General features: G+C 70.5%; 22 protein-coding genes. 20 read left to right on the top strand and 2 right to left on the bottom strand.

Annotation, left to right across the window (positions count from 1 at the left end; translation table 11 throughout):
- The first annotated feature begins 24 nt into the window (after nt 1-24).
- From folE to folK, 4 genes are read left to right on the top strand one after another with little or no spacing between them, the layout of a single operon-like run.
- Nucleotides 25-639, top strand: coding sequence for a GTP cyclohydrolase I FolE (gene folE / locus OU415_RS05040; protein WP_270947511.1), 615 nt, complete (start codon nt 25-27; stop codon nt 637-639).
- A complete protein-coding gene (gene folP / locus OU415_RS05035) occupies nt 639-1487 on the top strand; it encodes a dihydropteroate synthase (RefSeq protein ID WP_270947363.1) in 849 nt (282 codons plus the stop codon). Before folE ends, folP begins: the two co-directional genes overlap by 1 nt.
- Nucleotides 1480-1869, top strand: a complete 390-nt coding sequence (gene folB, locus OU415_RS05030) for a dihydroneopterin aldolase (protein WP_270947362.1) — start codon at nt 1480-1482, stop codon at nt 1867-1869. Before folP ends, folB begins: the two co-directional genes overlap by 8 nt.
- A gap of 5 nt (nt 1870-1874) precedes the next feature.
- Nucleotides 1875-2369 (top strand): 2-amino-4-hydroxy-6-hydroxymethyldihydropteridine diphosphokinase, encoded by a 495-nt coding sequence (gene folK, locus OU415_RS05025; RefSeq protein WP_270947361.1) that lies wholly within the window; start codon nt 1875-1877, stop codon nt 2367-2369.
- Nucleotides 2370-2456: 87 nt separating this feature from the next.
- Here the strand turns inward: folK and OU415_RS05020 are convergent, their stop codons facing one another.
- Nucleotides 2457-3395 (bottom strand): MerR family transcriptional regulator, encoded by a 939-nt coding sequence (locus OU415_RS05020; RefSeq protein WP_270947510.1) that lies wholly within the window; start codon nt 3393-3395, stop codon nt 2457-2459.
- A 115-nt stretch (nt 3396-3510) separates the two neighbouring features.
- Here OU415_RS05020 and OU415_RS05015 point away from each other — a divergent pair, with 115 nt between their 5' ends.
- The 13 genes from OU415_RS05015 to OU415_RS04955 all read left to right on the top strand — a co-directional run bounded on the left by OU415_RS05015 (nt 3511) and on the right by OU415_RS04955 (nt 18471).
- A complete protein-coding gene (locus tag OU415_RS05015) occupies nt 3511-3975 on the top strand; it encodes a DUF3180 domain-containing protein (RefSeq protein ID WP_270947360.1) in 465 nt (154 codons plus the stop codon).
- A 224-nt stretch (nt 3976-4199) separates the two neighbouring features.
- Complete coding sequence (locus OU415_RS05010) at nt 4200-5099, top strand: DUF6779 domain-containing protein (protein ID WP_270947359.1); 900 nt, start codon at nt 4200-4202, stop codon at nt 5097-5099.
- A gap of 51 nt (nt 5100-5150) precedes the next feature.
- Entirely contained in the window at nt 5151-6419 is a 1269-nt protein-coding gene (locus OU415_RS05005) for a PrsW family glutamic-type intramembrane protease (protein ID WP_270947358.1), read from the top strand.
- Nucleotides 6420-6900: 481 nt separating this feature from the next.
- The gene (locus tag OU415_RS05000; RefSeq protein ID WP_270947509.1) at nt 6901-7800 is read left to right on the top strand and encodes a Rossmann-like and DUF2520 domain-containing protein; all 900 of its coding nucleotides are present in this window, start codon (nt 6901-6903) and stop codon (nt 7798-7800) included.
- Entirely contained in the window at nt 7800-8702 is a 903-nt protein-coding gene (panC, locus tag OU415_RS04995) for a pantoate--beta-alanine ligase (RefSeq protein ID WP_408641792.1), read from the top strand. The genes OU415_RS05000 and panC overlap by 1 nt, the downstream gene beginning before the upstream one ends.
- A gap of 78 nt (nt 8703-8780) precedes the next feature.
- Nucleotides 8781-9257, top strand: a complete 477-nt coding sequence (gene panD / locus OU415_RS04990; protein WP_270947356.1) for an aspartate 1-decarboxylase — start codon at nt 8781-8783, stop codon at nt 9255-9257.
- 34 nt (nt 9258-9291) lie between these two features.
- A complete protein-coding gene (locus OU415_RS04985) occupies nt 9292-10089 on the top strand; it encodes a type III pantothenate kinase (protein ID WP_270947355.1) in 798 nt (265 codons plus the stop codon).
- Between the two features lie 136 nt (nt 10090-10225).
- Nucleotides 10226-11680, top strand: coding sequence for a lysine--tRNA ligase (gene lysS / locus OU415_RS04980; protein WP_408641791.1), 1455 nt, complete (start codon nt 10226-10228; stop codon nt 11678-11680).
- A gap of 186 nt (nt 11681-11866) precedes the next feature.
- A complete protein-coding gene (locus OU415_RS04975) occupies nt 11867-12226 on the top strand; it encodes a histone-like nucleoid-structuring protein Lsr2 (protein WP_270947353.1) in 360 nt (119 codons plus the stop codon).
- A 273-nt stretch (nt 12227-12499) separates the two neighbouring features.
- On the top strand, nt 12500-13570 hold the full coding sequence (locus OU415_RS04970) for a FecCD family ABC transporter permease (RefSeq protein WP_270947352.1): 1071 nt from the start codon (nt 12500-12502) through the stop codon (nt 13568-13570).
- The gene (locus tag OU415_RS04965) at nt 13567-14649 is read left to right on the top strand and encodes a FecCD family ABC transporter permease (RefSeq protein ID WP_270947351.1); all 1083 of its coding nucleotides are present in this window, start codon (nt 13567-13569) and stop codon (nt 14647-14649) included. Before OU415_RS04970 ends, OU415_RS04965 begins: the two co-directional genes overlap by 4 nt.
- Before the next feature lie 139 nt (nt 14650-14788).
- Nucleotides 14789-15643 (top strand): ABC transporter ATP-binding protein, encoded by an 855-nt coding sequence (locus tag OU415_RS04960; protein WP_270947349.1) that lies wholly within the window; start codon nt 14789-14791, stop codon nt 15641-15643.
- A 278-nt stretch (nt 15644-15921) separates the two neighbouring features.
- Nucleotides 15922-18471, top strand: a complete 2550-nt coding sequence (locus tag OU415_RS04955) for an ATP-dependent Clp protease ATP-binding subunit (RefSeq protein ID WP_270947348.1) — start codon at nt 15922-15924, stop codon at nt 18469-18471.
- A gap of 73 nt (nt 18472-18544) precedes the next feature.
- On the opposite strand, the gene OU415_RS04950 is transcribed toward OU415_RS04955, so the two are convergent.
- Entirely contained in the window at nt 18545-19276 is a 732-nt protein-coding gene (locus OU415_RS04950; protein WP_270947347.1) for a DedA family protein, read from the bottom strand.
- Nucleotides 19277-19463: 187 nt separating this feature from the next.
- Here OU415_RS04950 and OU415_RS04945 point away from each other — a divergent pair, with 187 nt between their 5' ends.
- The 3 genes from OU415_RS04945 to OU415_RS04935 all read left to right on the top strand — a co-directional run bounded on the left by OU415_RS04945 (nt 19464) and on the right by OU415_RS04935 (nt 24304).
- Nucleotides 19464-20171, top strand: a complete 708-nt coding sequence (locus OU415_RS04945) for a helix-turn-helix domain-containing protein (RefSeq protein ID WP_270947346.1) — start codon at nt 19464-19466, stop codon at nt 20169-20171.
- A gap of 12 nt (nt 20172-20183) precedes the next feature.
- Nucleotides 20184-21071: a hypothetical protein gene (locus OU415_RS04940; protein WP_270947345.1), complete on the top strand. Its 888-nt coding sequence runs from the start codon at nt 20184-20186 to the stop codon at nt 21069-21071.
- A 101-nt stretch (nt 21072-21172) separates the two neighbouring features.
- Nucleotides 21173-24304 (top strand): BTAD domain-containing putative transcriptional regulator, encoded by a 3132-nt coding sequence (locus tag OU415_RS04935; protein ID WP_270947344.1) that lies wholly within the window; start codon nt 21173-21175, stop codon nt 24302-24304.
- The last annotated feature ends 7 nt before the right edge of the window (nt 24305-24311 follow it).

Here is a 24311-nt window from a genome sequence, read left to right as displayed (position 1 = left end):
TTGACCAGTTCGGTCGACGAGCCGATCGGGGCGGGAGGCGACTCCCGTCCCGACGGCTCTTTCCACATCCCCCAGTTCGACCAGGACCGCGCTGAAGCCGCGGTGCGGGAACTGCTCCTCGCAGCAGGTGAGGACCCGGACCGGGAAGGTCTCCGCGACACCCCCGCCCGAGTCGCCCGCGCCTACCGCGAGCTGTTCGCCGGGCTCTACACGAACCCGGACGAGGTCCTGGACAAGACCTTCGACGAGGCCCACGAGGAACTCGTCCTGGTCCGCGACATCCCGGTGTACTCGCAGTGCGAGCACCACCTGCTGCCGTTCCACGGGTACGCGCACGTCGGGTACATCCCGAACGAGCGGGGACGGGTGACCGGGCTGTCCAAGCTGGCGCGGCTGGTCGACCTCTACGCCAAGCGCCCGCAGGTGCAGGAGCGGCTGACCTCGCAGGTCGCCGACGCGCTGGTGCGCAGGCTGGAGCCGCGCGGGGTGATCGTGGTGATCGACGCCGAGCACCTGTGCATGGGCATGCGCGGCGTCCGCAAGGCCGGTTCCACCACCACGACGTCCGCGGTGCGCGGCCAGTTCCGCGACTCGGCGTCCTCGCGCTCCGAGGCGTTGTCGCTGATCAGGGGACGCTGATGCATCCGCGGTTGCCGAACCCGCCGCGCTGCGCGGTGATGGGCGTGCTGAACGTGACGCCGGATTCGTTCTCCGACGGCGGGCGCTACCTGGACCGCGACGCGGCCATCGCGCACGGCGTCGAGATGCACCGGATGGGCGCCGACATCATCGACGTGGGCGGGGAATCGACCCGGCCCGGATCCGAGCGCGTCGACCCGGCGACCGAGATCGAGCGGGTGCTGCCCGTGGTCCGCGAGCTGGTCGGTGCAGGCGTCCCGGTCAGCGTCGACACCACCCGCGCCAAGGTCGCCGCGGCGACCGCGGAAGCCGGTGCCGCGGTGATCAACGACGTGTCCGGCGGGTTGGCCGATCCGGACATGGCGCACGTCGCCGCCGACACCGGGCTGCCGTGGGTGCTGATGCACTGGCGCGGCCACAGCAAGGGCATGAACGACCTCGCGGTCTACTCCGACGTGGTCGGAGAGGTGCGCGACGAACTGCTGCGGCAGGTCGACGTCGCGTTGGGGGCGGGCGTCGCCGAGGAAGCGATCGTGCTGGACCCGGGCCTGGGCTTCGCCAAGACCGGGCAGCACGACTGGCAGCTCCTGCAGCGGCTGGAGGTCTTCGTCGAGCTGGGCTTCCCGGTGCTGGTCGGGGCTTCCCGCAAGCGGTTCCTGGGACGGCTGCTGGCCGACGACGACGGCACCCCGCGCCCGCCCGCCGGGCGCGAGACCGCGACCGCGGTGGTGTCGGCGCTGGCCGCCGACCGCGGGGCCTGGGGCGTCCGGGTGCACGACGTGCGGCAATCGTTGGACGCCGTCGCGGTGACCGCCGCGTGGCGCAGCGGAGGGGAGTTCGGTGGCTGACCGGATCACGTTGACCGGCCTGAAGGTTCGCGGCAACCACGGGGTCTTCGACCACGAGAAGCGCGACGGGCAGGACTTCTTCGTCGACATCACGGTCTGGATCGACCTCGGCGAGGCCGCGGCCACCGACGACCTGGCGAAGACGATGCACTACGGCGAGCTGGCCGAGCGCGCGGCGGCGATCGTGGCCGGGCCGTCGAAGGACCTGATCGAAGCGGTGGCGGGCGAGATCGCCGACGACGTGATGACCGACGAGCGGGTGCACGCCGCGGAGGTCACCATCCACAAGCCGAGCGCGCCGATCCCGCTGACCTTCGCCGACGTGGCGGTGACCATCCGCCGCTCCCGCCGGGGCGGCCGCGGTCGCGCGGTCGGGGAGTGAGCGGGATGAGCAGGGCGGTGCTCTCGCTGGGGTCGAACCTCGGGGATCGGCTCAGCTTCCTCAAGCTCGCCGTCGACGGGTTCGCCGACGTGCTGGTCGCGGCCTCGCCGGTGTACGAGACCGCGCCGTGGGGCGTCACCGACCAGCCGGACTTCCTCAACGCGGTCCTGGTCGTGGAGTCCCCGGAGTTCGACGAGTGGGGCTGGCTGCGCCGCGGCCAGCAGCTGGAGCAGCAGGCGGAACGGCGGCGCGAGCAGCGCTGGGGCCCGCGCACCCTGGACGTCGACGTGGTCACTGTGGACGGTGTCCGCAGCGAGGACCCGGAACTCCTGCTCCCGCACCCGGGAACGCCGAGCCGCGCGACGGTGCTGATCCCGTGGCTGGCGATCGATCCCGACGCGGAGCTCCCGGGGCACGGCCGGGTCGCCGAACTCCTGAAAGCCCTGCCGGACGACGAGATCGCCGACGTCCACCTCCGCGAGGACCTCACCCTCACCTGAAGCCCGGCCTGCTAGCTTCCCGTGAGCACTTTCTGGGCCTATAGCGCCAGAAAGTGCTCACGGGGCTTGAGCAGCGCGGACGTTCCGCTACCGGGCGGACGCGCGGAGGGCGGTGGCCAGCCAGCGGGTCGCCTCGTCGGTGACCGGGTGCTGCGGCCAGCCGTTGATGATGGCCAGGAGCTCCCAGTAGCGGGACATCCGCCCGTCGTGCTCCTCGTAGTAGGCGGCCATCTCGCGGCGGAACTCCGGCGTGTCCGGCTTTCCCCACTCCTCGGTGGCCAGCCCCATCAGCCGATCGGTCAGCGCCTCGGCCTCGGCGCTGTCCGGCGCGGTCCCGGACTCGGCGGAGGCCTTCGCCTCGTCGGTGATCGCCCACCACTTGGGCGCGTCGGCGTGGTCGATCATCTTCTCGCCTGCTTCGCGGCGGTTCGCGTGCTCCTGGTAGAGCGCCCGCACCGCGCGCCGGAAGTCCTGGTCCTGCACCAGTTCGGCGAGTTCGAGCCAGGCCTCCAGCTGCTCGGTGCTCGGGTCGTCGGGCAGGTTCGGCTTCGCCGAGCGCATCCACTCGGTGAAGCCCGGGGTCACGTTCAGCTCCGCGCTGACCTCGTCCCAGAACTCGTCGATGAGCCGGTTGCGCTCCTCGTCGGGCATCTTCGCCAGTTCCTGCATGAGTCGTACCTCCTCGGTCGAACGGTCGAGCTTGACCACCGCCCGCAGCACGGCCCGCCGGGTCCGCAGCACGCGCATCTGCTCCTCCAACAGCCCGAGGTGGGCGCTGGCCAGCTGAGCGAGCGTCGTCTCGCGGGCGAGCACCCGCTTCACCTCGTCCAGCCCGGCGCCCAGTTCGCGCAGCGTGCGAACCAGTTCCAGGCGGCTGACGGCGGTCACGTCGTACTGGCGGTAACCGGCCGCGGTGCGGTCGGTGGGCGGCACCACGCCGGTGTCGGAGTAGAACCGGATCGTCTTCACCGTCAGTCCGGTGCGACGGGCCAGTTCGCCGATCGTGTAGCGCGCGGTGTCGTTCACGTCGTCCACCTTCGACCCTCCTGTCGGGGGAGACTCAAGGCGATTTTCGCCCGGAACTCCTGCGGTGGCGATCAGGTGGGATCCTGGAGCCGTGGCACCGCGAGGAGCAGAGCGCATGACCTTCACCAAACCCGGTCAGCTGATCGCCAACGGAGTGGCGGCGGCGGTCGTGATCTTCCTGCTCACCCGGATCACCTACGGGGACCTGCCGCGGTTGCCGCAGCTGGCCGGGGCGACCCTGCTGCTGATCGCGCTGGTCGACCTGGTCCTGGCGCTGGTCATGCGTCCGCGCGTGAAGCGCCGGCCGGGCACCGAGCCGCTGGACGGGCCGACGGCGGCGCGCGCGGTGGCGCTGGCCAAGGCGTCCTCGATGGCGGGCGCGATCATGGCCGGGGTGTGGATCGGGCTCGGCGCCTACCTGCTGCCGATCGTCGGCATCGTGGAGGCGGCGCAGGGCGACATGGTCGCCGCGGTGATCGGCCTGGTGAGCGCGGCTGCGCTGATCGCGGCGGGCTTGTGGCTGGAGCACTGCCTGCGCAATCCCGACGAGCCCGAAGAGCCTTACGACGACGAGGACTGAGCGTTGCCGACGCGCTCCGGTGTGTCGTGCTGGACGTCCCGCTGACCGCGGGAGCGGGGCGTCGGATCGGGGTGAAAGTGCCCTCTCCCAGCGGGTTTGGCGTGCTTTAGCGGGCTCGGGTTCGGCCGTTCGGAGGCGGGTGGCGTGCGCCACTGCGACCAATGTGGAGTCGCGTTGCTCGCCTTCAGGTCTCGAACTGATAACCGCCCGGTACCGTGGTGGGCATGTCCGACCGCGGCAGTACCGAGACCGAATCCCGCGCAGGCGGCTCGACCGCCTTGTGGGTCGGCGCGCTCGTGCTCGCCGCGGCCGCCACCGCAGTGCTGGTCATCAGCAGCGACGCCCGCCTGCTGCGGTTGGGACTGGTCGCCGCGCTGTGGTCGGCGCTGATCGGAGCGTTCGCGGTCGCCCGGTTGCGCAACCGGGTCGCCCAGGACGAGAAGCTCGCCGAGGACCGGCAGCGGATCTACGAGCTCGAACTGGAGCGGGAGATCGCTGCGCGCCGCGAGTTCGAGCTGGAGGTGGAGGCCGAGGCCCGCCGGAAGGCGGCCGAGGAGTCCGACGGCGAGCTGAAGGCGCTGCAAGCGGAGCTGCAGCGGCTGCGGACCAGCCTGGAGCAGGTGCTCGGCGGTGACGTGCTGTTCGAGCGGGTCGCGCTGCGCGCCGAATCCACCCGCGTCCGGTCGTTGGGCGAGAACAGCAGCAAGTTCGAAGGCCAGCTCGTCCAGGCCCCGCAGGGCCGGGAGCTGCCCGCCGCGCAGCCCCAGAACACCGAGCTGATCAGCAGGCTCTCCGGCGAGGAGCCGCCGCGCGAGGAACCGCGGCCGAAGCAGCACCCGAAGCCGCACCCGCGCCTCAAACCGCAAGCCGCGCAGGCGCACCCGTCGCGCCCGCGCCCGGTCCGCCCGCCGGAGAGGGCCAACCACGAGCCGCCGCAGCGCGCCCCGGAGCCCCCGAAGGCGCCGGCTCCGGCGCCCGCACCTGCGGTCGTCTCTCCCGCGCCCGCCCCGGCTCCGGCGCCGGATCCGGAGGGCGCGCACGCCGAGGGGACCTCGGTGAACGACCTGCTCGCGGCGTACGGGAACGCCTCCGACACGCAGCGGCGGAGGCGGCGACGCGCCTGAGAAGGTGACTGTCCGGGCGGCGCCGGACTCCCTTCAATAGGGTTTTGTCCCGTGTCGAGTCCTGATCTCCGGAGGCCCGCGCCCGATCTCTCCGGCGCGCGCAAGCTCCAGACCCGCAAGCACCACGCCGTCGGTTGGCCGGTCGCCGGCCTGATCGTGCTCGGGATCTGCGGATTGGTGATGGCCGGTGTCACCACGTCCCGGGTCGGTCTGCTGCCCGCGCTGGTCGGCGCCATAGCCGCTCTGCTGCCGGTCGGCGTCGTGTTCGCCGCGATCATCTGGATCGACCGGTGGGAACCGGAACCGCCGATGCTGCTGCTCGGTGCGTTCCTGTGGGGCGTGGGCGGGGCGACCGCCTGCTCGCTGCTGCTCAACGACACCGTCATCCAGCTCGTCGACACCCTGTTCGGCGGCGGCGACCAGAAGTTCCTCCTGACCGCGGTGATGGGGCCGCTGGTGGAGGAGGGCGCGAAGGCGCTGTTCGTGGTCGCGCTGTGGTTCAAGCGCCGCTCGGAGTTCAACGGGATGGTCGACGGCATCGTCTACGCGGCGCTGACCGCGGCGGGCTTCGCCTTCACCGAGAACATCCTGTACTTCGGCAAGGCGTTCGCGATCGACGGCATGGGCAGCTTCGGCGGCGGCGTGGTGGCGGTGTTCATCATGCGCGGCGTGCTGGCGCCGTTCTCGCACCCGCTGTTCAGCGCGATGTTCGGCATCGGCATCGGTCTGGCCGCGCGCACCGACGACAAGCGGCTGCGCCCGGTCTACCTGCTGGGCGGGTTCGCGGCGGCGTTCCTGCTGCACGCGGTGTGGAACGCGGCGACGCTGCTCGGCGGCGCGGAGTTCCTCAACGTCTACTTCCTGATCATGGTGCCGATCTTCCTGGGCACCTTCGGGCTGGTGGTGTGGCAGCGCAAGCGCGAGCAGCGGATCGTCATCGAGCAGCTGCCGGTGCTGGAGCGGGCCGGGCTGATCGCGCGCAGCGAGATGGACATGCTGGCCACGCTGGCCGGCCGGAAGGGCTGGCTGCGCAAGGTGCGCCGCAGGGCGGGGCACGAGGCGGCCAAGGCGGTCCGCGACTACCAGATCGCGGTCACTGAGCTGGCGTTCCTGCAGCACCGGGCGTCCGAGGGCCGCACCACCAGCGCGGCCCGCCGGTCCCGCCGCGAGGAGCTGATCGAGGACCTCAAGCAGGCGAGGCGCTCGGCGGCGGGCACCCAGCAGGCGATCAAAACGGCCCGAATCAAGCTCGACGAGCTGACCCAGCACAACCTCAGGCGCCCGATTCCCAAAACCCCGCCCCAACGCACCCGCGACTGACGAGCGCAGTTCCAACCGAGGTGGGCAGGCCGTCCGCTCGAGTGCCGCGGATCCTTCGCGCACCGAGCCCCGCAGTTTCAATTGAAACTGTGATCCGCCGTGGGTGGGATTTACAGTTTCAATTGAAACTGTAAATCTACACCTGGCGACGAACACCGGATCAGGACCCGAACCGAACCCCGGAGAGGTGCTCCGCCGAGGGTGCGGGGCCGACACGCCGGGGAGTGTCCGGTTCCGACATGCCGACGGGTGTGGACAGGTTCCGGCGTCTGTGGAGAACTTCCGCAAATTCAATGGAAATCGGACGTTCGATTTCCATTGAATTTGCGTTGGTGCGGGCGGCTGGGCGATCGGGGGTGGTGCCGGGGATGGCGTGGTTCTCGCCACCTGGGAGGGTTTGCGGGCCGCCGGCGGGCTAGTCTCGCGCTGCTGTCCGGTACCCGGTGGTTGGGACTGGAACGGTATGGAGGACGACGTGGCGATGTCTGCTGGTCGCACGGGCCCTCGGCTGCGCGTTGGAGTCATCTCCGCGGGCCGGGTGGGTGCCGTGCTGGGCGCGGCGTTGCAGCGAGCTGGGCACCAGGTGGTCGCGGTTTCCGCGGTGTCCGACGCGTCGCTGCGCCGCGCGGAGGAACTGCTGCCCGGGGTGGCCGTGCTGCCGCCCGACGAAGTCGCCAAGCAGGCAGATCTGCTGCTGCTGGCGGTCCCGGACGACACCATCGCGGGGCTGGTCCGGGGTCTGGTCGCGACCGAATCCCTGCGCGCCGGTCAGATCCTGGCGCACACCTCCGGCGCGCACGGCGTGTCCGCGCTCGCCGCTGCGGCCGAGGCCGGGGTGCTCGCGCTGGCGCTGCACCCCGCGATGACCTTCACCGGACGCCCGGAGGACGTCGAGCGCCTCAGCAACGCCTGCATGGCGGTCACCGCGTCCTCCGCGGACGAGGCCGGTTGGCACGTGGCGGAGGCGCTGGCGCTGGAGCTCGGCATGGAGCCGGTGCGGGTGCCGGAGGAGTCCCGGCGCCTGTACCACGCTGCGCTCACCCACGGCTCGAACCACCTGATCACCCTGGTCAACGAGTGCGCGGAGCTGCTGCGCAGCGCCGGTGTCGACAACGCCGACCGGGTCATGGCGCCGATCCTGTCCGCGTCGCTGGACAACGCGCTGCGCCTGGGCGACCGCGCGATCACCGGCCCGGTCATGCGCGGCGATGCGGGCACGGTCCGCGCGCACCTCGCCGCCCTGGACGAGGCGAATCCGGCCGTCCTCCCGGGCTACCGGGAAATGGCCCGGCGGACCGCGGAGCGGGCCGAGCGCGCGGGCATCCTGCGCGCCGACGGAGCCGCCGAGGTCCGCGAAGCACTGGACGAGGAGCCGTCGTGATCACGGCGAGCGAGAACGATGGAGTCGTGATGAACGCAGGTTTCGAACGCGGCGCGCTGACCGTGCACCGCGAGCCCGCCGACCTGACACGGGTCACCCGCGCGCTGCGCGCCACCGGCCGCACGGTCTACCTGGTGCCGACGATGGGCGCGCTGCACCGCGGGCACATGGAGCTGATCGAGCGGGCCCGCCGCGACATCAACGGCGTGGTGGTCGTGTCGATCTTCGTGAACCCGCTGCAGTTCGGCCCGAACGAGGACTTCGACCGCTACCCGCGCAGCTTCGACAACGACCTGGCGCTGTGCCGGGAGGCCGGGGTCGAGCTGGTCTTCGCGCCGTCGGTCGAGACGATGTACGGCGACGACCCGCAGATCACCGTCCACTCCGGACCGCTCGGCGAGGAGCTGGAGGGCGCCGCCCGGCCGGGGCACTTCGACGGCATGCTCACCGTGGTCCTGAAGCTGCTCAACATCGTGCGCCCGGACATCGCGTTCTTCGGCGAGAAGGACTACCAGCAGCTGGTGCTGATCCGCCGGATGGCGCGCGAGCTGAACCTGGAACCACTGATCCAGGGCATCCCCACCGTGCGGGAAGCGGACGGCCTGGCGCTGTCCTCCCGCAACGCCTACCTCAGCGACGAGCAGCGCGACGCCGCGCTGGTGATCTCGGCGGCCCTGACCGCCGCGACGTTCGCCGCTTCCAACGGGCCCGACGCGGTGCTGCAGGCCGCGCGCGAGGTCCTGGCCACCGAGCCGTCGGTGGAGCTCGACTACCTGGAGCTGCGCGGCACCGAGCTCGGCCCGGTCCCGGACGAGGGCGAGGCGCGGCTGCTGGTGGCGGCCCGCGTCGGCACCACCAGGCTGATCGACAACGCGCTGGTGCTGCTGAACAAGCAGAACTGACAGGCCGACGGCGCGGGTGCCTCGGCATCGCGCAAGATACGTCGGGACGATGCGGTATCGGCAGTAGGAGGTTCTGCGATGTTCCGCACCATGTTGAAGTCCAAGATCCACCGCGCCACGGTGACCCAGGCCGACCTGCACTACGTCGGCTCGGTGACCGTGGACGCCGACCTGATGGACGCCGCCGACCTGCTCGAGGGCGAGCAGGTGGCGATCGTGGACGTCACCAACGGCGCCCGCCTGGAGACCTACGTGATCACCGGTGAGCGCGGGTCCGGCGTGATCGGCATCAACGGCGCCGCCGCGCACCTGATCGAGCCCGGTGACCTCGTGATCCTGATCTCCTACGGCGTGATGGACGAGCTGGAAGCGCGCTCGATCCGGCCGAAGGTGATCTTCGTGGACGCCGACAACAAGATCCTCGAGTCCGGCGACCAGCCGGGCGTCGCACCGGAGGGCTCCGGCCTGATCAGCGCGGCGGTTCCGGCGGAGGCGCCCGCCGAGACCGACGACGCGGCCAAGCTCGACGCCCTCCTGCAGCAGCCCGAGCACTGATCGACCGGGAACCCGGAAGGAACGGACTGAGACGGTGCTGCTGGCCATCGACGTCGGGAACACGAACATCGTGCTGGGCCTCTACGACGTGGAGTCGGCGAGTCCCGACATCGCCTCGAGCCTGGTCCACGACTGGCGGATGCGCACCGAACCGCGGATGACTGCGGACGAGATGGCGCTGACCATGCGCGGTCTGCTCGGCGAGCACGCGGACCGGATCACCGGCATCGCGGCGCTGTCCACGGTGCCCGCCCTGCTGCGCGAGCTGCGCGTCATGCTCGCCAAGTACTGGAACGACGTGCCGCGCGTGGTGGTGGAACCGGGCGTGCGCACCGGGGTTCCGCTGCTGGTGGACAACCCGAAGGAGGTCGGCGCGGACCGGGTGATCAACACCCTCGCCGCGCACCACCTGCACGCCACGAACTGCGTGGTGGTCGACTTCGGCACGTCGACCAACATCGACGTGATCTCGGCGAAGGGCGAGTTCCTGGGCGGGGCGTTCGCGCCCGGCATCGAGATCTCCCTGGACGCGCTGGCCTCCCGCGCCGCGCAGCTGCGCAAGGTGGAGCTGGTCCGCCCGCGCTCGGTGATCGGCAAGAACACCGTGGAATGCCTGCAGTCCGGCATCCTCTACGGCTTCGTCGGCCAGGTCGACGGCCTGGTCCGCCGCATCATCGCGGAGCTCGAGGCCACCCACGGCGGCCCCACCACGGTCCTGGCCACCGGAGGTCTGGCGCCGCTGGTGGTGGCGGAATCGAGCACCATCACCCACCACGTCCCGGACCTGACCCTGCTGGGGCTCCGCCTGGTCTACGACCGCAACTTCGGCTGAAAAGCGCGAACTGGCACGGTACGAGCCCTCCTCATCCGGGGGAGAACCGCGAACCGTACCCTTGGTGCTCGTGACTGAGGATCGTTCCATTCCCCCGGCAACCAGCGATGACGGCGTCGACGACCTGCCGGAGCAGATGCGGGTCCGGCGGGAGAAGCGCGAGCGCTTGCTCGACGCCGGAATCGACCCCTACCCGGTGACCTTGCCCATCACGCACGGCCTGGCCGAGGTCCGCGCCGCCCACCAGGGGCTGGAGCCGGACACCGCCACCGGCGAGCAGGTCGGCGTCGTCGGCCGCGTGATGTTCCTGCGCAACACCGGCAAGCTCTGCTTCGCCACGCTGCGGGCGGGCGACGGCACCGAGCTGCAGGCGATGCTCAGCCTCAAGCAGGTCGGCGAGGACGCGCTGGCGACCTGGAAGGCCGAGGTGGACCTCGGCGACTTCGTCTTCGTGCGCGGCGAGGTGATCACCTCCCGCCGCGGCGAGTTGTCCGTGATGGCCGATGAATGGCGAATGGCGTCGAAGTCGCTGCGCCCGCTCCCGGTCATGCACAAGGAACTCGGCGAGGAAATGCGGGTTCGGCAGCGCTATGTCGACCTGATCGTCCGAAAGCAGGCCGCGGAGACCGTGCGCACCCGTGCCGCGGTGCAGCGCTCGTTGCGGGATTCCTTCGAAGGGCGCGGTTACATCGAGGTGGAAACCCCGATGCTGCAGACCTTGCAGGGCGGTGCCGCGGCTCGTCCGTTCGTGACGCATTCGAACGCCTTCGACATGGATCTGTTCCTGCGGATCGCGCCGGAGTTGTACCTGAAGCGTTGCGTGGTCGGCGGGATCGAGAAGGTTTTCGAGATCAACCGGAACTTCCGCAACGAGGGGAGTGATTCTTCCCACTCCCCGGAGTTCGCCATGTTGGAGTTCTACCAGGCGTACGCCGATTACAACGACATGGCCGACCTGACCCGCGCGGTGATCCAGGAAGCGGCGGAGAAGGTCACCGGTTCGCAGGTCGTCACCTGGTTCGACGGAACGGAGTACGACCTCTCCGGTGAGTGGACGTCCTTGCGGATGTACGACTCGCTGTCCGAAGCGCTCGATTCGGAGATCACCCCGGAAACTCCGGTCGAGGTGCTGCGCAAGCACGCCGACTCGCACGGATTGCAGACCGATCCGGCGAACGGTCACGGAAAGCTCGTGGAAGAGCTGTGGGAGCACTTGGTCGGCGATCATTTGACCGCTCCCACGTTCGTGCGCGACTTCCCGGTGGAGACCTCGCCGCTGACCCGCCAGCACCGGGAGCAGCCGGGCATGGCGGAGAAGTGGGACCTCTACGTCCGCGGGTTCGAGCTGGCCACCGGCTACTCGGAACTCGTCGACCCGGTGGTGGAGCGCGCTCGCCTGGAGGAACAGGCCGCGCTGGCCGCCGCCGGCGACGACGAGGCGATGCCGATCGACGAGGACTTTCTGCGCGCGCTCGAGTACGGAATGCCGCCGAGCGGTGGCGTCGGAATGGGTATCGACCGGTTGTTGATGGCGTTGACCGGCCTCGGTATCCGGGAGACGATCCTGTTCCCGCTGGTCCGCCCCGAATGACCCGATCAGGGTGGCGGTGGCGAATTTTCCGGCTGAGATGAGTGCATTGCTGGAGTTGCTGCGCTAACCTGACCTCAGAATGTTTCGGTGACGGCTTTTGGAGTACTCGCGGGGGAGTTCCCGCTCCCAGCAGTTCGTGCTGTCCCGTTCCTGGCACATTTTGCTCTTCCGGGGAGGACTTCGAAGATGGCGCAGAAGGTCACTGTCACCCTTGTCGACGATCTGGACGGCGGTCAGGCCGACGAAACCGTCGAGTTCGGTTTGGACGGTGTGGCGTACCAGATCGACCTTTCCGCGGACAATGCCGGTGAGCTGCGGGACGCGCTGGCGAACTACGTCTCCAACGCGCGTCGCGCGGGCGGTCGCAAGAAGCCGGGTCCGCGTCCGGGTTCTGGTGGCGGGCGCGCTGCCGCCGGCGGTTCCACGAGTGCTGATCGCGAGCAGAACCAGGCCATTCGGGAATGGGCGCGCAAGCGCGGCCTGAAGGTCTCCGACCGTGGTCGTATCCCGGCGGACATCGTCGAGCAGTACCACCAGGCGAACTGACGCAGAAGCGAATTCGTTTCCGCGGCGCGCCGCACTCAGCAACGCGAGGGGCGTTTACCCGGCAAAGCACCGGGTGAACGCCCCTCGTTGCGTTCGGATAACGCTATTCAACGCAAATCCCGCCGAAAAGCGGGATGATCATTTCGGCGGGCTTTTCCCGCGGACCGCCTCCCGGCCGGTGTGACGGCGGACATCTCGACCCGCTCTGGGCTAGAAGCTTAGGTGCGCCTAACCTGACTACCGATCAGGTGATCCGGGACGAGGGAGCGGGACGTGAGTGGCAGCTTGGCCGTCGACGGTCCACGCGCGGCCGACCAGGCCGCCGCGGGCGGTGCCCGGATGCGCGAACGCCGCCGCCGTCGGCTCCTCGGCATCGCCGTCCTGCTGGCAGCCCTGCTGGTCAGCTGCGTGCTCAGCGTTGTGGTCGGTGCCAAGACGATCCCGCTGGGCGAGGTGTGGAGCGGGCTGTTCGCGCCGACCGGCACCGAGAACGACCTGATCATCCGCGAGCTCCGGGTGCCGCGCACCGTCGTCGGCGTGCTGGCCGGTGCTGCGCTGGGCCTGGCCGGGGCGCTGATGCAGGGCCACACCCGCAACCCGATCGCCGACCCCGGCATCCTCGGCATCACCCAGGGCGCGGCGCTGGCCGTGGTCCTGGCCGTCTACACCTTCGGCGTCACGACGCTGCTCGGCTTCATCTGGTTCGGCTTCGCCGGCGCGGTGCTGGGCGCGCTCGCCGTGTTCGCGATCGGCTCGCTCGGCCGCGGCGGGCCCACCCCGGTGACCTTGGCGCTGGCCGGTACCGCGATCAGCTTCCTGCTGCAGGCGATCACCTCGGCGCTGGTGCTCACCGACCAGCAGACGATGGACACCTACCGGTTCTGGAAGGTCGGTTCGATCGCGGTCAACGACCCCGCCGTGATCCCGCAGGTGCTGCCGTTCGTGCTGGTCGGGATCGTGCTGGCGCTGACCAACGCCAGCGGGCTGAACGCGCTGTCGCTCGGCGAGGACGTCGCCCGCTCGCTGGGGCACCGGGTGCAGTGGTCGCGCCGGGCCGGGATCGCGGGGATCGCGGTGCTGGTCGGCAGCGCGGTTGCGATCTGCGGGCCGATCGGCTTCGTCGGGCTGATCGTGCCGCACGTGGCCAGGTTCTTCACCGGTGCCGACTACCGCTGGCTGCTGCCCTTCGCCGGGCTGCTGGGCGCCTCGCTGGTGCTGCTGGCCGACGTGCTCGGGCGCCTCGTGGCGCGGCCGTCCGAGGTGCAGGTCGGGGTGATGCTGGCGATGGTCGGCGCCCCGTTCTTCATCGCGCTCGTGCGCCGCAGGAAGATGGTGCGGTTGTGACCCAGGTGGTGGAAGGACCGATCGCCGGGCGGCGTCCGGCGCGGCTCGGCCCGTTCTCCGGGGTGCTGCGCTGGCGGCCGCTGGTGGCGCTGCTCGGCGGGCTGGTGCTGCTGCTGGCGGTGTTCGTGCTCAACGTCGGGCTCGGCGAGTACCAGATCAGCCCGGCCGAGGTGCTGCGGACGCTGGTCGGCGACGGCGACCGGGCGCAGCAGATCATCGTCTGGGAGCTGCGGATGCCCAGGTCGCTGACCGCGCTGCTGGTCGGCGCCGCGCTGGGCCTGTCCGGCGCGCTCATGCAGACCCTCGCCCGCAACCCGCTGGCCAGCCCGGACATGCTCGGCATCACCGCGGGCGCGGGCACCGCGGCGACCGTGGTGATCGTGCTCGGCGGCACCGCGGGCAGCCTCGCCGGCGCGCTGGCCGACTACGGCCTCCCGCTCGTCGCGCTCGCGGGCGGGCTGCTCACCGGCTTGGCGGTCTACGCGCTGTCCAACCGGCGCGGCGTGGACTCCTACCGGTTGGTGCTGGTCGGCGTCGGGGTCAGTGCCCTGGCCGGCAACACCACCTACTGGCTGCTGACCGTCGGCGACGTCAACGAGGCGGGCCGGGCGCTGGTGTGGCTGACCGGCAGCCTCAACGCGCGCGGCTGGGAGCACGTGGTGCCCACGGCGATCGCGCTGGTCGTGCTGGTCCCGCTGGTCCTGGCCGGTTCGCACGCGCTCGGCGCGCTGCAGTACGACGACGACACCGTGCGCGGGCTCGGCGTGCGCGCGGACCTGTCGCGCGGCCTGCTGCTGCTGGCCGCGGTGGTGCTCGCCTCGGTCGCGACCGCGGCTGCCGGGCCGATCCAGTTCGTCGCGCTGGCCACGCCGCAGATCGCGCTTCGCCTGGCGCACTCCTCGCGCCCGCCGCTGGTCGCCTCGATGGTGTTCGGGGCCGCGCTGGTGGTCGGCGCGGACGTGATCTCGCGGACCGCGTTCGGCACCCTGGAGCTGCCCGTCGGCATCGTCACCGCAATCTTGGGTGCGCCGTACCTGATCTACCTGCTCGTCCGTCGTTACCGGGAGGTTCGTGCATGACACCTCTTATGCCAACCCGAGCCCTGCTCAACCGCACCTCAGGGGACCGTGATGCAACCCAGCCACGAGAAGCCCCCAAAACGCAAGATCACTCCCGAACGCAACCACCACTGAAAATCGCGGAGAGGCGGGACAGGGTATGACCGCGTCCGCCACGTCCAGCGAGGGGACCGCCGCCGCGTCCCGGCAGCGGCTGCACGCCACCGACCTGAAGCTCGCCTACGGCGACCGGGTCATCGCCGACGGCCTGGACTTCGACGTCGTGGACGGCACGATCACCGCGGTGATCGGCCCCAACGGCTGCGGCAAGTCGACCCTGCTGCGCGCCCTCGGACGGCTGCTGCAGCCGCAGCGCGGCAGCGTGCTACTGGACGGCAAGCAGATCCACAAGATGCCGACCCGGGAAGTCGCGAAGGTGCTCGGCCTGCTGCCGCAGTCGCCGGTCGCGCCCGAGGGCCTGACCGTCGCCGACCTGGTCGCGCGCGGGCGGCACCCGCACCAGTCCTGGTACCGGCAGTGGTCTTCCGACGACGAGTCCGCCGTCGCCGAGGCGCTGGGCATGACCGGCATCAGCGACCTCGCCGACCGCACCCTGGACGAGCTCTCCGGCGGGCAGCGGCAGCGGGCCTGGCTGTCCATGGCGCTGGCCCAGGGCACCGACCTGCTGCTGCTCGACGAGCCGACCACCTACCTCGACCTGTCCCACCAGGTGGACGTGCTGGAGCTGGTCGGCCGGCTGCACGACGAGAGCGGCCGCACCGTGGTGATGGTGCTGCACGACCTCAACCTCGCCGCCCGCTACGCCGACCGGCTGGTGGCGATGAAGGACGGCGCCGTCGTCGCCGAGGGAGACCCGTCCGACGTGCTCACCGAGCAGCTGCTGGCCGAGGTCTTCGGCCTCAACGCGCGCGTGATTGCTGATCCGGTGGCGGGTACCCCGATGGTGGTGCCGATCGGTGGACGCGGTGCCGGGAAGACCGACCGGCCCGCCTAGCCGCTACGGAGAGCTAGCCGGACGGCTCTCCGACATGCGTGTTCGCGCTCAGCGGACACATCCATCCGATCGGTCGAAAACGGGAATCCCGCAGGCCAGCGAGCCGTTGGTCGGGGTGCCGGACAAGAATGTGGGCAGCAGGCCGTAGCGGGCACGGACCGCGACCGGGTGGGACTACTACAGTGGTCCTCAAGAGTGCTGAACCCGTCGTGGGCATCGGCGATGCAGGAGCCGTGTCCCGCCAACGAGACCGCCGGCGCAGCAGTCAGGGAGTGCGAATGTTCGAGAGGTTCACCGACCGCGCGAGGCGGGTGGTCGTCCTGGCCCAAGAAGAGGCCCGGATGCTCAACCACAACTACATCGGCACCGAGCACATTCTCCTGGGCTTGATCCACGAGGGTGAGGGTGTCGCCGCCAAGGCGCTGGAGTCGCTGGGGATCGCGCTGGAGGGCGTGCGCCAACAGGTCGAGGAGATCATCGGCCAGGGACAGCAGGCCCCCAGCGGACACATCCCGTTCACCCCGCGGGCCAAGAAGGTGCTGGAGCTGTCGCTGCGCGAGGCGCTGCAGCTCGGCCACAACTACATCGGCACCGAGCACATCCTGCTCGGGCTGATCCGCGAGGGCGAGGGCGTCGCCGCGCAGGTGCTCGTCAAGCTCGGCGCGGACCTCAACCGGGTGCGCCAGCAGGTCCTGCAGCTGCTGTCCGGCTACCAGGGCAAGGAGCCCGCGGAGGCCGGCGGTCGCGGCGAGGGCACGCCGTCGTCGTCGCTGGTGCTGGACCAGTTCGGCCGCAACCTGACGCAGAGCGCGCGCGAGAACAAGCTCGACCCGGTCATCGGCCGGGAGAAGGAAATCGAGCGGATCATGCAGGTCCTCTCGCGGCGCACCAAGAACAACCCGGTGCTCATCGGCGAGGCGGGCGTCGGCAAGACCGCCGTCGTGGAGGGCCTGGCCCAGAAGGTCGTCAAGGGCGAGGTGCCCGAGACGCTGAAGGACAAGCAGCTCTACACGCTGGACCTGGGCTCGCTGGTCGCCGGCTCCCGGTACCGCGGTGACTTCGAGGAGCGCCTGAAGAAGGTGCTCAAGGAGATCAAGACCCGCGGCGACATCATCCTGTTCATCGACGAGATCCACACCCTGGTCGGCGCGGGCGCCGCCGAGGGCGCGATCGACGCGGCGAGCATCCTCAAGCCGATGCTGGCCCGCGGTGAGCTGCAGACCATCGGTGCGACCACGCTCGAGGAGTACCGCAAGTACGTCGAGAAGGACCCGGCCCTGGAGCGCCGCTTCCAGCCGATCCAGGTCGGCGAGCCGTCGCTGGAGCACACCGTCGAGATCCTCAAGGGTCTGCGGGACCGCTACGAGGCGCACCACCGGGTGTCGATCACCGACTCCGCGCTGGTGGCCGCGGCCAGCCTGGCCGACCGCTACATCAACGACCGCTTCCTGCCGGACAAGGCGATCGACCTGATCGACGAGGCCGGCGCCCGGATGCGCATCCGCCGCATGACCGCGCCGCCGGACCTGCGCGAGTTCGACGAGAAGATCGCCGACGTCCGCCGCGAGAAGGAGTCCGCGATCGACGCGCAGGACTTCGAGCGGGCCGCCCGCCTGCGGGACGAGGAGAAGCAGCTCCTCGGCCAGAAGGAGGAGCGGGAGAAGCAGTGGAAGGCCGGTGACCTGGACGTCGTCGCGGAGGTCGACGACGAGCAGATCGCCGAGGTGCTGGCGAACTGGACCGGCATCCCGGTCTTCAAGCTCACCGAGGAGGAGACCACCCGTCTGCTCCGCATGGAGCAGGAGCTGCACAAGCGGATCATCGGCCAGGACGACGCGGTCAAGGCCGTGTCCCAGGCGATCCGCCGCACCCGCGCCGGCCTGAAGGACCCGAAGCGCCCGTCCGGTTCGTTCATCTTCGCCGGTCCGTCCGGTGTCGGTAAGACCGAGCTGTCCAAGGCGCTGGCAGAGTTCCTGTTCGGCGACGACGACGCGCTCGTGCAGATCGACATGGGTGAGTTCCACGACCGCTACACCGCCTCGCGGCTGTTCGGCGCCCCGCCCGGGTACGTCGGCTACGAGGAGGGCGGCCAGCTCACCGAGAAGGTCCGCCGCAAGCCGTTCTCCGTGGTCCTGTTCGACGAGATCGAGAAGGCCCACCAGGAGATCTACAACACGCTGCTGCAGGTGTTGGAGGACGGCCGCCTCACCGACGGCCAGGGCCGCACGGTGGACTTCAAGAACACGGTGCTGATCTTCACCTCGAACCTCGGCACGCAGGACATCTCCAAGGCCGTCGGCCTCGGCTTCTCCAGTGGTCAGGGCGCTGAGTCCAACTACGAGCGGATGAAGTCCAAGGTCCACGAGGAGATGAAGAAGCACTTCCGGCCGGAGTTCCTGAACCGGATCGACGACGTCATCGTCTTCCACCAGCTCACCGAGCAGGAGATCATCCAGATGGTCGACCTGCTGTCGGGCCGCGTGGAGAAGGCGCTCAAGGGCAAGGACATGGCCCTGGAGCTGACCGAGAGGGCGAAGAAGCTGCTGGCCAAGCGCGGGTTCGACCCGGTGCTGGGTGCGCGGCCGCTGCGCCGGACGATCCAGCGGGAGATCGAGGACAAGCTGTCCGAGAAGATCCTGTTCGGCGAGATCCAGCCGGGCCAGATCGTGATCGTGGACGTCGAGGGCTGGGATGGCGAAGGCGCCGACGACAAGGCCCACTTCACCTTCCGCGGTGAGGCGAAGCCGTCGCTGGTCCCGGACACCCCGCCGGTCGCCGTCACGGCGAGCTCCGACGAGAAGCAGGAGGGCACGGACGAGTCCGCCTGATCCGACTGCACGCAGAAGGCCCCGCCCCCACCAGGGAGCGGGGCCTTCCGCATGCCGTCGGGGGCTTCGCCGGTCAGCGCAGGCGGTGGATCTTCTCGGTGGGGGCTTCTGCGGAGATCCGGGCGAACTGGACCGTGGGGGCTTCCTCGGCCGCCGCCTCGGGTTCGCGGCGGTTGTTGCGGATGCGGACCGCCACGAAGGCGATCACCGCCAGGACCGCCAGGACCAGGACCGCCTTGGAGAAGAGGCCCGCGTACTGCTCGACGAGGTACCAGCTCTCGCCGAGGAGGTAGCCCGCGATCACGAAGACCGTGTTCCAGATCAGGCTGCCGAGGGTGGTGAACAGGGCGAACGTGCTCAGGCGCATGCGTTCGACGCCGGCCGGTAGCGAGATGAAGCTGCGGAACAGCGGGATCATGCGGCCGAAGAACACCGCCTTGACCCCGTGCTTGGCGAACCACGCCTCGGTCCGGTCGATGTCGGCGATCTTGACCAGCGGGAGCTTCGCGGCGATGGCGCGGGTGCGGTCGCGGCCCAGCGTGGCGCCGATGCCGTAGAGCGCGAGCGCGCCGATCAGCGAGCCGAGCGTGGTCCACAGGACCGCGCTGAAGATCGTCATCTCGCCCTGGCTGGCTGCGAACCCGGCCAGCGGCAGGATCACCTCGGACGGGATCGGTGGGAACAGGTTCTCCAGCGCGACGATGGCCCCGGCACCGGGGCCGCCGAGCGCTTCCATCACGGAGATCACCCAAGCGGTGAAGCCGGTCGGTTCGGCGGAGGTGGCGGCTTGCGTCGTCAGATCCATTCGAGCGGCTCCGTGTCGGGGTCGCGGCAATAGCGGAACGGTGATCGGAAATATGTCCGTTTCACTCCATGATTCCAGCCGTTCGGAGTACTTCGGCCACGCGGCCGGTGATCTGCGACACTCCCGAGCGCAATCCCCGCGGGAGGCGCGGCCCTGCGATGGGCGCTCGGGATGGAGGTGGACCGGCGTGGCGAGCTACGCGGCACGGCGCGGCACCCGGACCGGGGCGACGATCTGGCGCGTGCGGCCGGACGGCCCGCGCAAGCAGGTCGTCCCCGACGGCGTGCTGGACCTGATGTGGTTCCGGAACCGCCTGGTGGTGGCGGGGGCCGACACCCGTGCGGTGGTCGTGGAGACCAGACCGGACGAGGTGACGTGGGGTCTCCAGCTCGCCCCGGGTGTGGCGCACGCGCTGCTGGGCGTGCCCGTCCACGAGCTGACCGACCAGCGGGTCGAGCTGTCCGAGGTCGTCGCGCTCCCGAAGCGCCGGTCGTTCGAGGCCGACCCCGGTGATGCGCTCGAGCAGGTCTTCCTCGACATGTGGGCGAGGGCCGATCCGGACTCCTCCGCCCTGCGGTTCGCAGCCTCGCTGGACCGAGCAGCTCGCGACGGCTTGAGCGTCCAAGCGACGGCGGACCTCCACGGACTCCCGGAGCGGTCGTTGCGCAGGCTCAGCAACCGGCTCTTCGGCTACGGCCCGAAGACGCTCGTGCAGATCCACCGCTTCCAGCGCGCACTCCACCTCGCGCGATCGGGGCAGTCGTTGAGCGTTGCCGCCGCGACCGCGGGCTACGTCGACCAGGCCCACTTCAACCGCGAGGCCAAGCGGCTCGCGGGGCGGACCCCCGCTGAGCTCGTGGCCGATTCGTCCAAGCCGGGCCGGGCCGCCGGGTAGCAGGCTCCTCGCATGAGCATCGACCTGGGACGTGCGAGGACGTTCATGACCTCGCACGCGAGAATCCTCGACCGGCGGCGTTTCGACGTCCTGACCACCGGCGGCGATGCCGCTCGGCAGGCGATCGTCCGAGGGCTGGACGCCTACCGGAATCCGGACGGCGGCTACGGATGGGGGCTCGAACCGGACCTCCGCGCGCCGGAGAGCCAGCCCGGAGGAGCGTTGCACGCGTTCGAAGCGCTCGCGGACGCTGAAGCGGGCTCCCCGCACACCACGGCGCTCCTCGACTGGCTGAACGCGGTGACGCTCGCCGACGGCGGCCTGCCCTTCGCGCTGCCGATCAGCGACCCCGCAGCGTGCGCTCCGTTCTGGGTCCAGGCGGACCCGGCGGAGTCGTCGCTGCAGATCACCGCCGCGGTGGCGGCTCAGGCGCACCGCGCCGCGCGCTGGGACGAGTCCATCCGCGACCACCCGTGGCTGAAAACGGCGATGCGGTACTGCTTCGACGCGGTCCGGCGGATCGACGAGGCCCCCTTCGCCTACGTCCTCTCCTTCGCGCTCCAGCTCCTCGACATCGTCTCCGAGACCCACCCGGAGGCCCGCGAACTGCTCGACCACCTCGGTCGGTTCGTCCCGGCCGACGGAGCGGTCGCCGTCGTCGGCGGAGCGGAGGGCGAGACGCTCCACCTCCTCGACTACGCGCCCGAACCCGGACGCCCGGTCCGCGACCTGCTCGACCCCGAAGCGGTCTCCGCGGACCTCGACCGGCTGGAGCGGGGGCAGCTCCAGGACGGCGGGTGGGCGGTGGACTTCACCAGCTACTCGGACGCCGCGTCCCTGGAGTGGCGCGGGTACGCCACAGCCAGCGCAGTCTCCGTGCTGCGCAGGAACGGGCGCTGAAGTCGGTCGTGAGTGCGTAACAGTGTTCGAACACTGTTACGCACTCACGAGCTCTTGATATTCCCGAGCACCGGGTCAGGGGTTTTTGAGAAGCTGGGCGGGTGCGTGTCGCGCTCCTGGGGCCATTCCGGCTGAACACCTCCGACGGCCGGACGGTCGACGTCGGCGGCCTCCGGGTGCGCACGCTGCTCGCACGGCTCGCGCTCGAAGCCGGCCGCACCGTCGCCACCGAGGTGCTCATCGCCGACCTCTGGGGCTCCGCCCAGCCGGCCGGCGCGCTCAACGCGCTCCAGTCGCTCGTCTCCCGCGCGCGCCGCGCGCTCGACGGCTCCCTGCAGGTGCGCTCCGACCCGTCGGGCTACGCCCTCCTGGTCGATCCCGACGACGTCGACGCCGACCGCTTCGCGCGGCTCGCGGCCGAAGGCCGCCGCCTGCTCCGCGATGATCGCGTCGACGCTGCCGCTGCGACGCTCCGCGAGGCGCTGGCGCTGTGGCGCGGCGGTGCGCTCGCCGACTTCCTCGACGCGCCGTTCGCGGAAGCGCAGGTGGCGCGGCTGGACGAGTTGCGGCTCACGGCGCTCGAAGACCGGGTCGAGGCGGATCTGCGCGCTGGTCGGCAGGTCGATCTGGTGCCCGAGCTGCAAGGTCTGTGCGCACGTCATCCGCTGCGCGAGCGGCTCACCTCGCTGCGGATCCGAGCGCTCTACGCGTGCGGGCGGCAACCGGATGCGCTCGCGGCGTTCGAGGAGTTGCGCCGTCGGCTGGACGACGAGTTCGGCGTGGAGCCGTCGCAGGAGTTGAAGGACCTGCAGCTCGCGGTGCTGCGCGGCGATCCTTCGCTGATGCCGCGCCGGACGTCGCACCCGGCCGCGCTGCCAACTCGGTTGAGCAGTTTCGTCGGCCGCGAGCGCGAGGTCGAGCGCACGCGGGCGGAACTCGCCGACTCGCGGTTGGTCACGCTGTTCGGGCCGGGCGGTGCGGGGAAGACCCGGTTGGCGGCGGAAACCGCGGCCGGCACGCAGGATCGGCGGGTGTGGTTCGTGGAGCTCGCGCCGCTGCGCGACGACCAGGACTTGACCGCTGCTGTGTTGACCGCGCTGGGCGTCCGCGAGAACCGGCTGCTGGAGGCGCCGAAGACGCACGCCTTGAGCCGGGTGAAGGAGCTGCTCGCGGCGGAACCGACGTTGCTGGTGCTGGACAACTGCGAGCACGTGATCGGCTCCGTCGCCGAGTTCGCCCAGGAAGTCCTCGGCTGGTCGCCGCAGCTCCGGGTGCTGGCCACTAGCCGGGAACCGCTCGCGGTGGCCGGGGAGACGCTGCTGCCCGTCGGACCGCTGGAGCTGCCGGAATCTGCTGCCGCAGCAAGGGAATCCGCGGCAGTGCGGCTCTTCGCGGACCGGGCGGCATCCGCGCGCCCCGGGTTCTCGCTGGACGAGGACAACATCGGTGACGTGGTGGAGATCTGCCGCCGGCTGGACGGCATGCCGCTGGCGATCGAACTCGCCGCGGCGCGGCTGCGGGCGATGAGCGCGCGGCAGATCGCCGACCGGTTGGACGACCGGTTCCGCTTGCTCACCAACGGGAACCGCACCTCGATGCCCCGCCACCGGACGCTGCGCGCGGTCGTGGAGTGGAGTTGGGACCTGCTCACCGAGCAGGAGCGGACGCTGGCCCGGCGGATGTCGGTGTTCGCCGGCAGCGCCACGCCGGAGGCGATCTCCGGGGTGTGCGCCGATGCCGAGCTCACCAGCGGCGACGCGTTCTACGTGCTCCTGTCTCTGGTGGAGAAATCCCTGGTGGAGGCGGTGGATTCGGGCCTGGGGATGCGCTACCGGATGCTGGAGACGGTGCGCGCGTTCTGCGCCGAGCAGCTCGATGCCGCGGGGGAGCGGGACGCGCTTCAGATCTCGCACGCGGCGCACTACGTCGATTTCGCCGAGAGCGCCGCGCCGAACCTGCACGGCGCGGACCAGATCGACTGGATGGACCGGCTGGACGCCGACCACGACAACATCATCGCTGCCCTGCACCGGGCGATCTCGTCCGGTGACGCGGACCGCGGGATCAGGCTGGTGGCGGCGCTGTGCTGGTACTGGTCGATGGCGGCGCAGCACGAGGAGCTCAACGCTCGGTTGAACGCGGTCCTCGAACTGCCGGGCTCGGCCCCACCGGAGAGCCGGGCGGTGGTCGAGCTGATGCGGCAGATGGTCTCCGACGACCAGGACTGGTCCACCCGCCTGCGCGCCGCGGTGACCGCGGTCCGCGACACCGGCGCGCAGTCCCGGTACCTGTACGTGGCGGTGATGGAACCGGCGGCCTGGATGTTCAGCGGCGAACAGTCCGAAATGGACAGAGCGGTCGAGGTGGCGTTGCAGAACCCGGCCCGGTGGGCGCGCGCGGCCGGCCTGTTCAGCCGGTCCTGGGGTTTCGAGCACTCCGGCAATCCCGGGGCGGCGGAGAAGGACATGCTGGCCGCGCTGGCCGAGTTCCGCGCGATCGGTGACCGGTGGGGCACGGCGAGCACGATCCACAGCCTGGCCGATCTGCGTTCCCGGCGCGGCGACCACGAGGGCGCGATCGAGGCGTTGCAGGAATCCGCCGCCACCCTGCGCGAGCTGCGCAGCACCGACGACCTGGTGTCCACGAAGGCGCGGGTCGGCCTCGAGCTGTTGCGCGCGGGCGACGCCGAGGGCGCGGAAGCGGAGCTGCTCCGAGCCGACGAACTCGGCCGGAACGTCTTCCCGCACCACCGCATCGGCGCGCTGAGCGGGCTGGTCGAGGTGGCCCGCTTCGCCGGGAACCACGCCGAGGCTTGGAAGTACCTGGCCGAGATGCGCGAGATCATCAGCGACGCGAACATGACCCCGCATCCCCTGCGGCAGCTCGCGGAGATCTGCGAAGCCCGGTTGTGCGCTGCCGAAGGCCGGTTCGACGCCGCGCGGGCGGCGCTGGCCCGAGCGCTGGTCCTCGGCATGGACATCCGCGACATGCCGATGACCGCCGGCATCGCCGAGCAGGTAGCGTGCCTGGAGTTCACCCAGGAGCGGCCGGAGTCGGCGGCGCGCCTGCTCGGCATCGCGATCGCGCTGCGCGGCCAGCTCGACGAAGGAGATCCGGAAGTCCGAGACCTGCTGCACGCCTTGGGTGAGAACCACAGCGCGGCGCGCGACAGAGGCGCGTCGCTCTCCCGCGAAGCCGCGTTCGAGGAGCTGCGCGCTGCACTTGCCTCGTGAGTGGCGA

The organism is Saccharopolyspora oryzae, from assembly GCF_027853915.1.
In the GTDB taxonomy this organism is placed as follows: Bacteria; Actinomycetota; Actinomycetes; order Mycobacteriales; family Pseudonocardiaceae; genus Saccharopolyspora; species Saccharopolyspora oryzae.
The sequence above is the reverse complement of the archived record's forward strand: the minus strand, read 5'-3'. Positions and strand labels throughout refer to the sequence as shown.

Bases quoted from the DNA above. Each gene is read 5' to 3' on its own strand.
- folP (WP_270947363.1), top strand. From the start codon at position 639: ATGCATCCGCGGTTGCCGAACCCGCCGCGCTGCGCGGTGATGGGCGTG.
- folK (WP_270947361.1), top strand. From the start codon at position 1,875: ATGAGCAGGGCGGTGCTCTCGCTGGGGTCGAACCTCGGGGATCGGCTC.
- OU415_RS05015 (WP_270947360.1), top strand. From the start codon at position 3,511: ATGACCTTCACCAAACCCGGTCAGCTGATCGCCAACGGAGTGGCGGCG.
- OU415_RS05010 (WP_270947359.1), top strand. From the start codon at position 4,200: ATGTCCGACCGCGGCAGTACCGAGACCGAATCCCGCGCAGGCGGCTCG.
- OU415_RS05000 (WP_270947509.1), top strand. From the start codon at position 6,901: ATGTCTGCTGGTCGCACGGGCCCTCGGCTGCGCGTTGGAGTCATCTCC.
- panD (WP_270947356.1), top strand. From the start codon at position 8,781: ATGTTCCGCACCATGTTGAAGTCCAAGATCCACCGCGCCACGGTGACC.
- lysS (WP_408641791.1), top strand. From the start codon at position 10,226: ATGCGGGTCCGGCGGGAGAAGCGCGAGCGCTTGCTCGACGCCGGAATC.
- OU415_RS04975 (WP_270947353.1), top strand. From the start codon at position 11,867: ATGGCGCAGAAGGTCACTGTCACCCTTGTCGACGATCTGGACGGCGGT.
- OU415_RS04960 (WP_270947349.1), top strand. From the start codon at position 14,789: ATGACCGCGTCCGCCACGTCCAGCGAGGGGACCGCCGCCGCGTCCCGG.
- OU415_RS04955 (WP_270947348.1), top strand. From the start codon at position 15,922: ATGTTCGAGAGGTTCACCGACCGCGCGAGGCGGGTGGTCGTCCTGGCC.
- OU415_RS04950 (WP_270947347.1), bottom strand. From the start codon at position 19,276: ATGGATCTGACGACGCAAGCCGCCACCTCCGCCGAACCGACCGGCTTC.
- OU415_RS04940 (WP_270947345.1), top strand. From the start codon at position 20,184: ATGAGCATCGACCTGGGACGTGCGAGGACGTTCATGACCTCGCACGCG.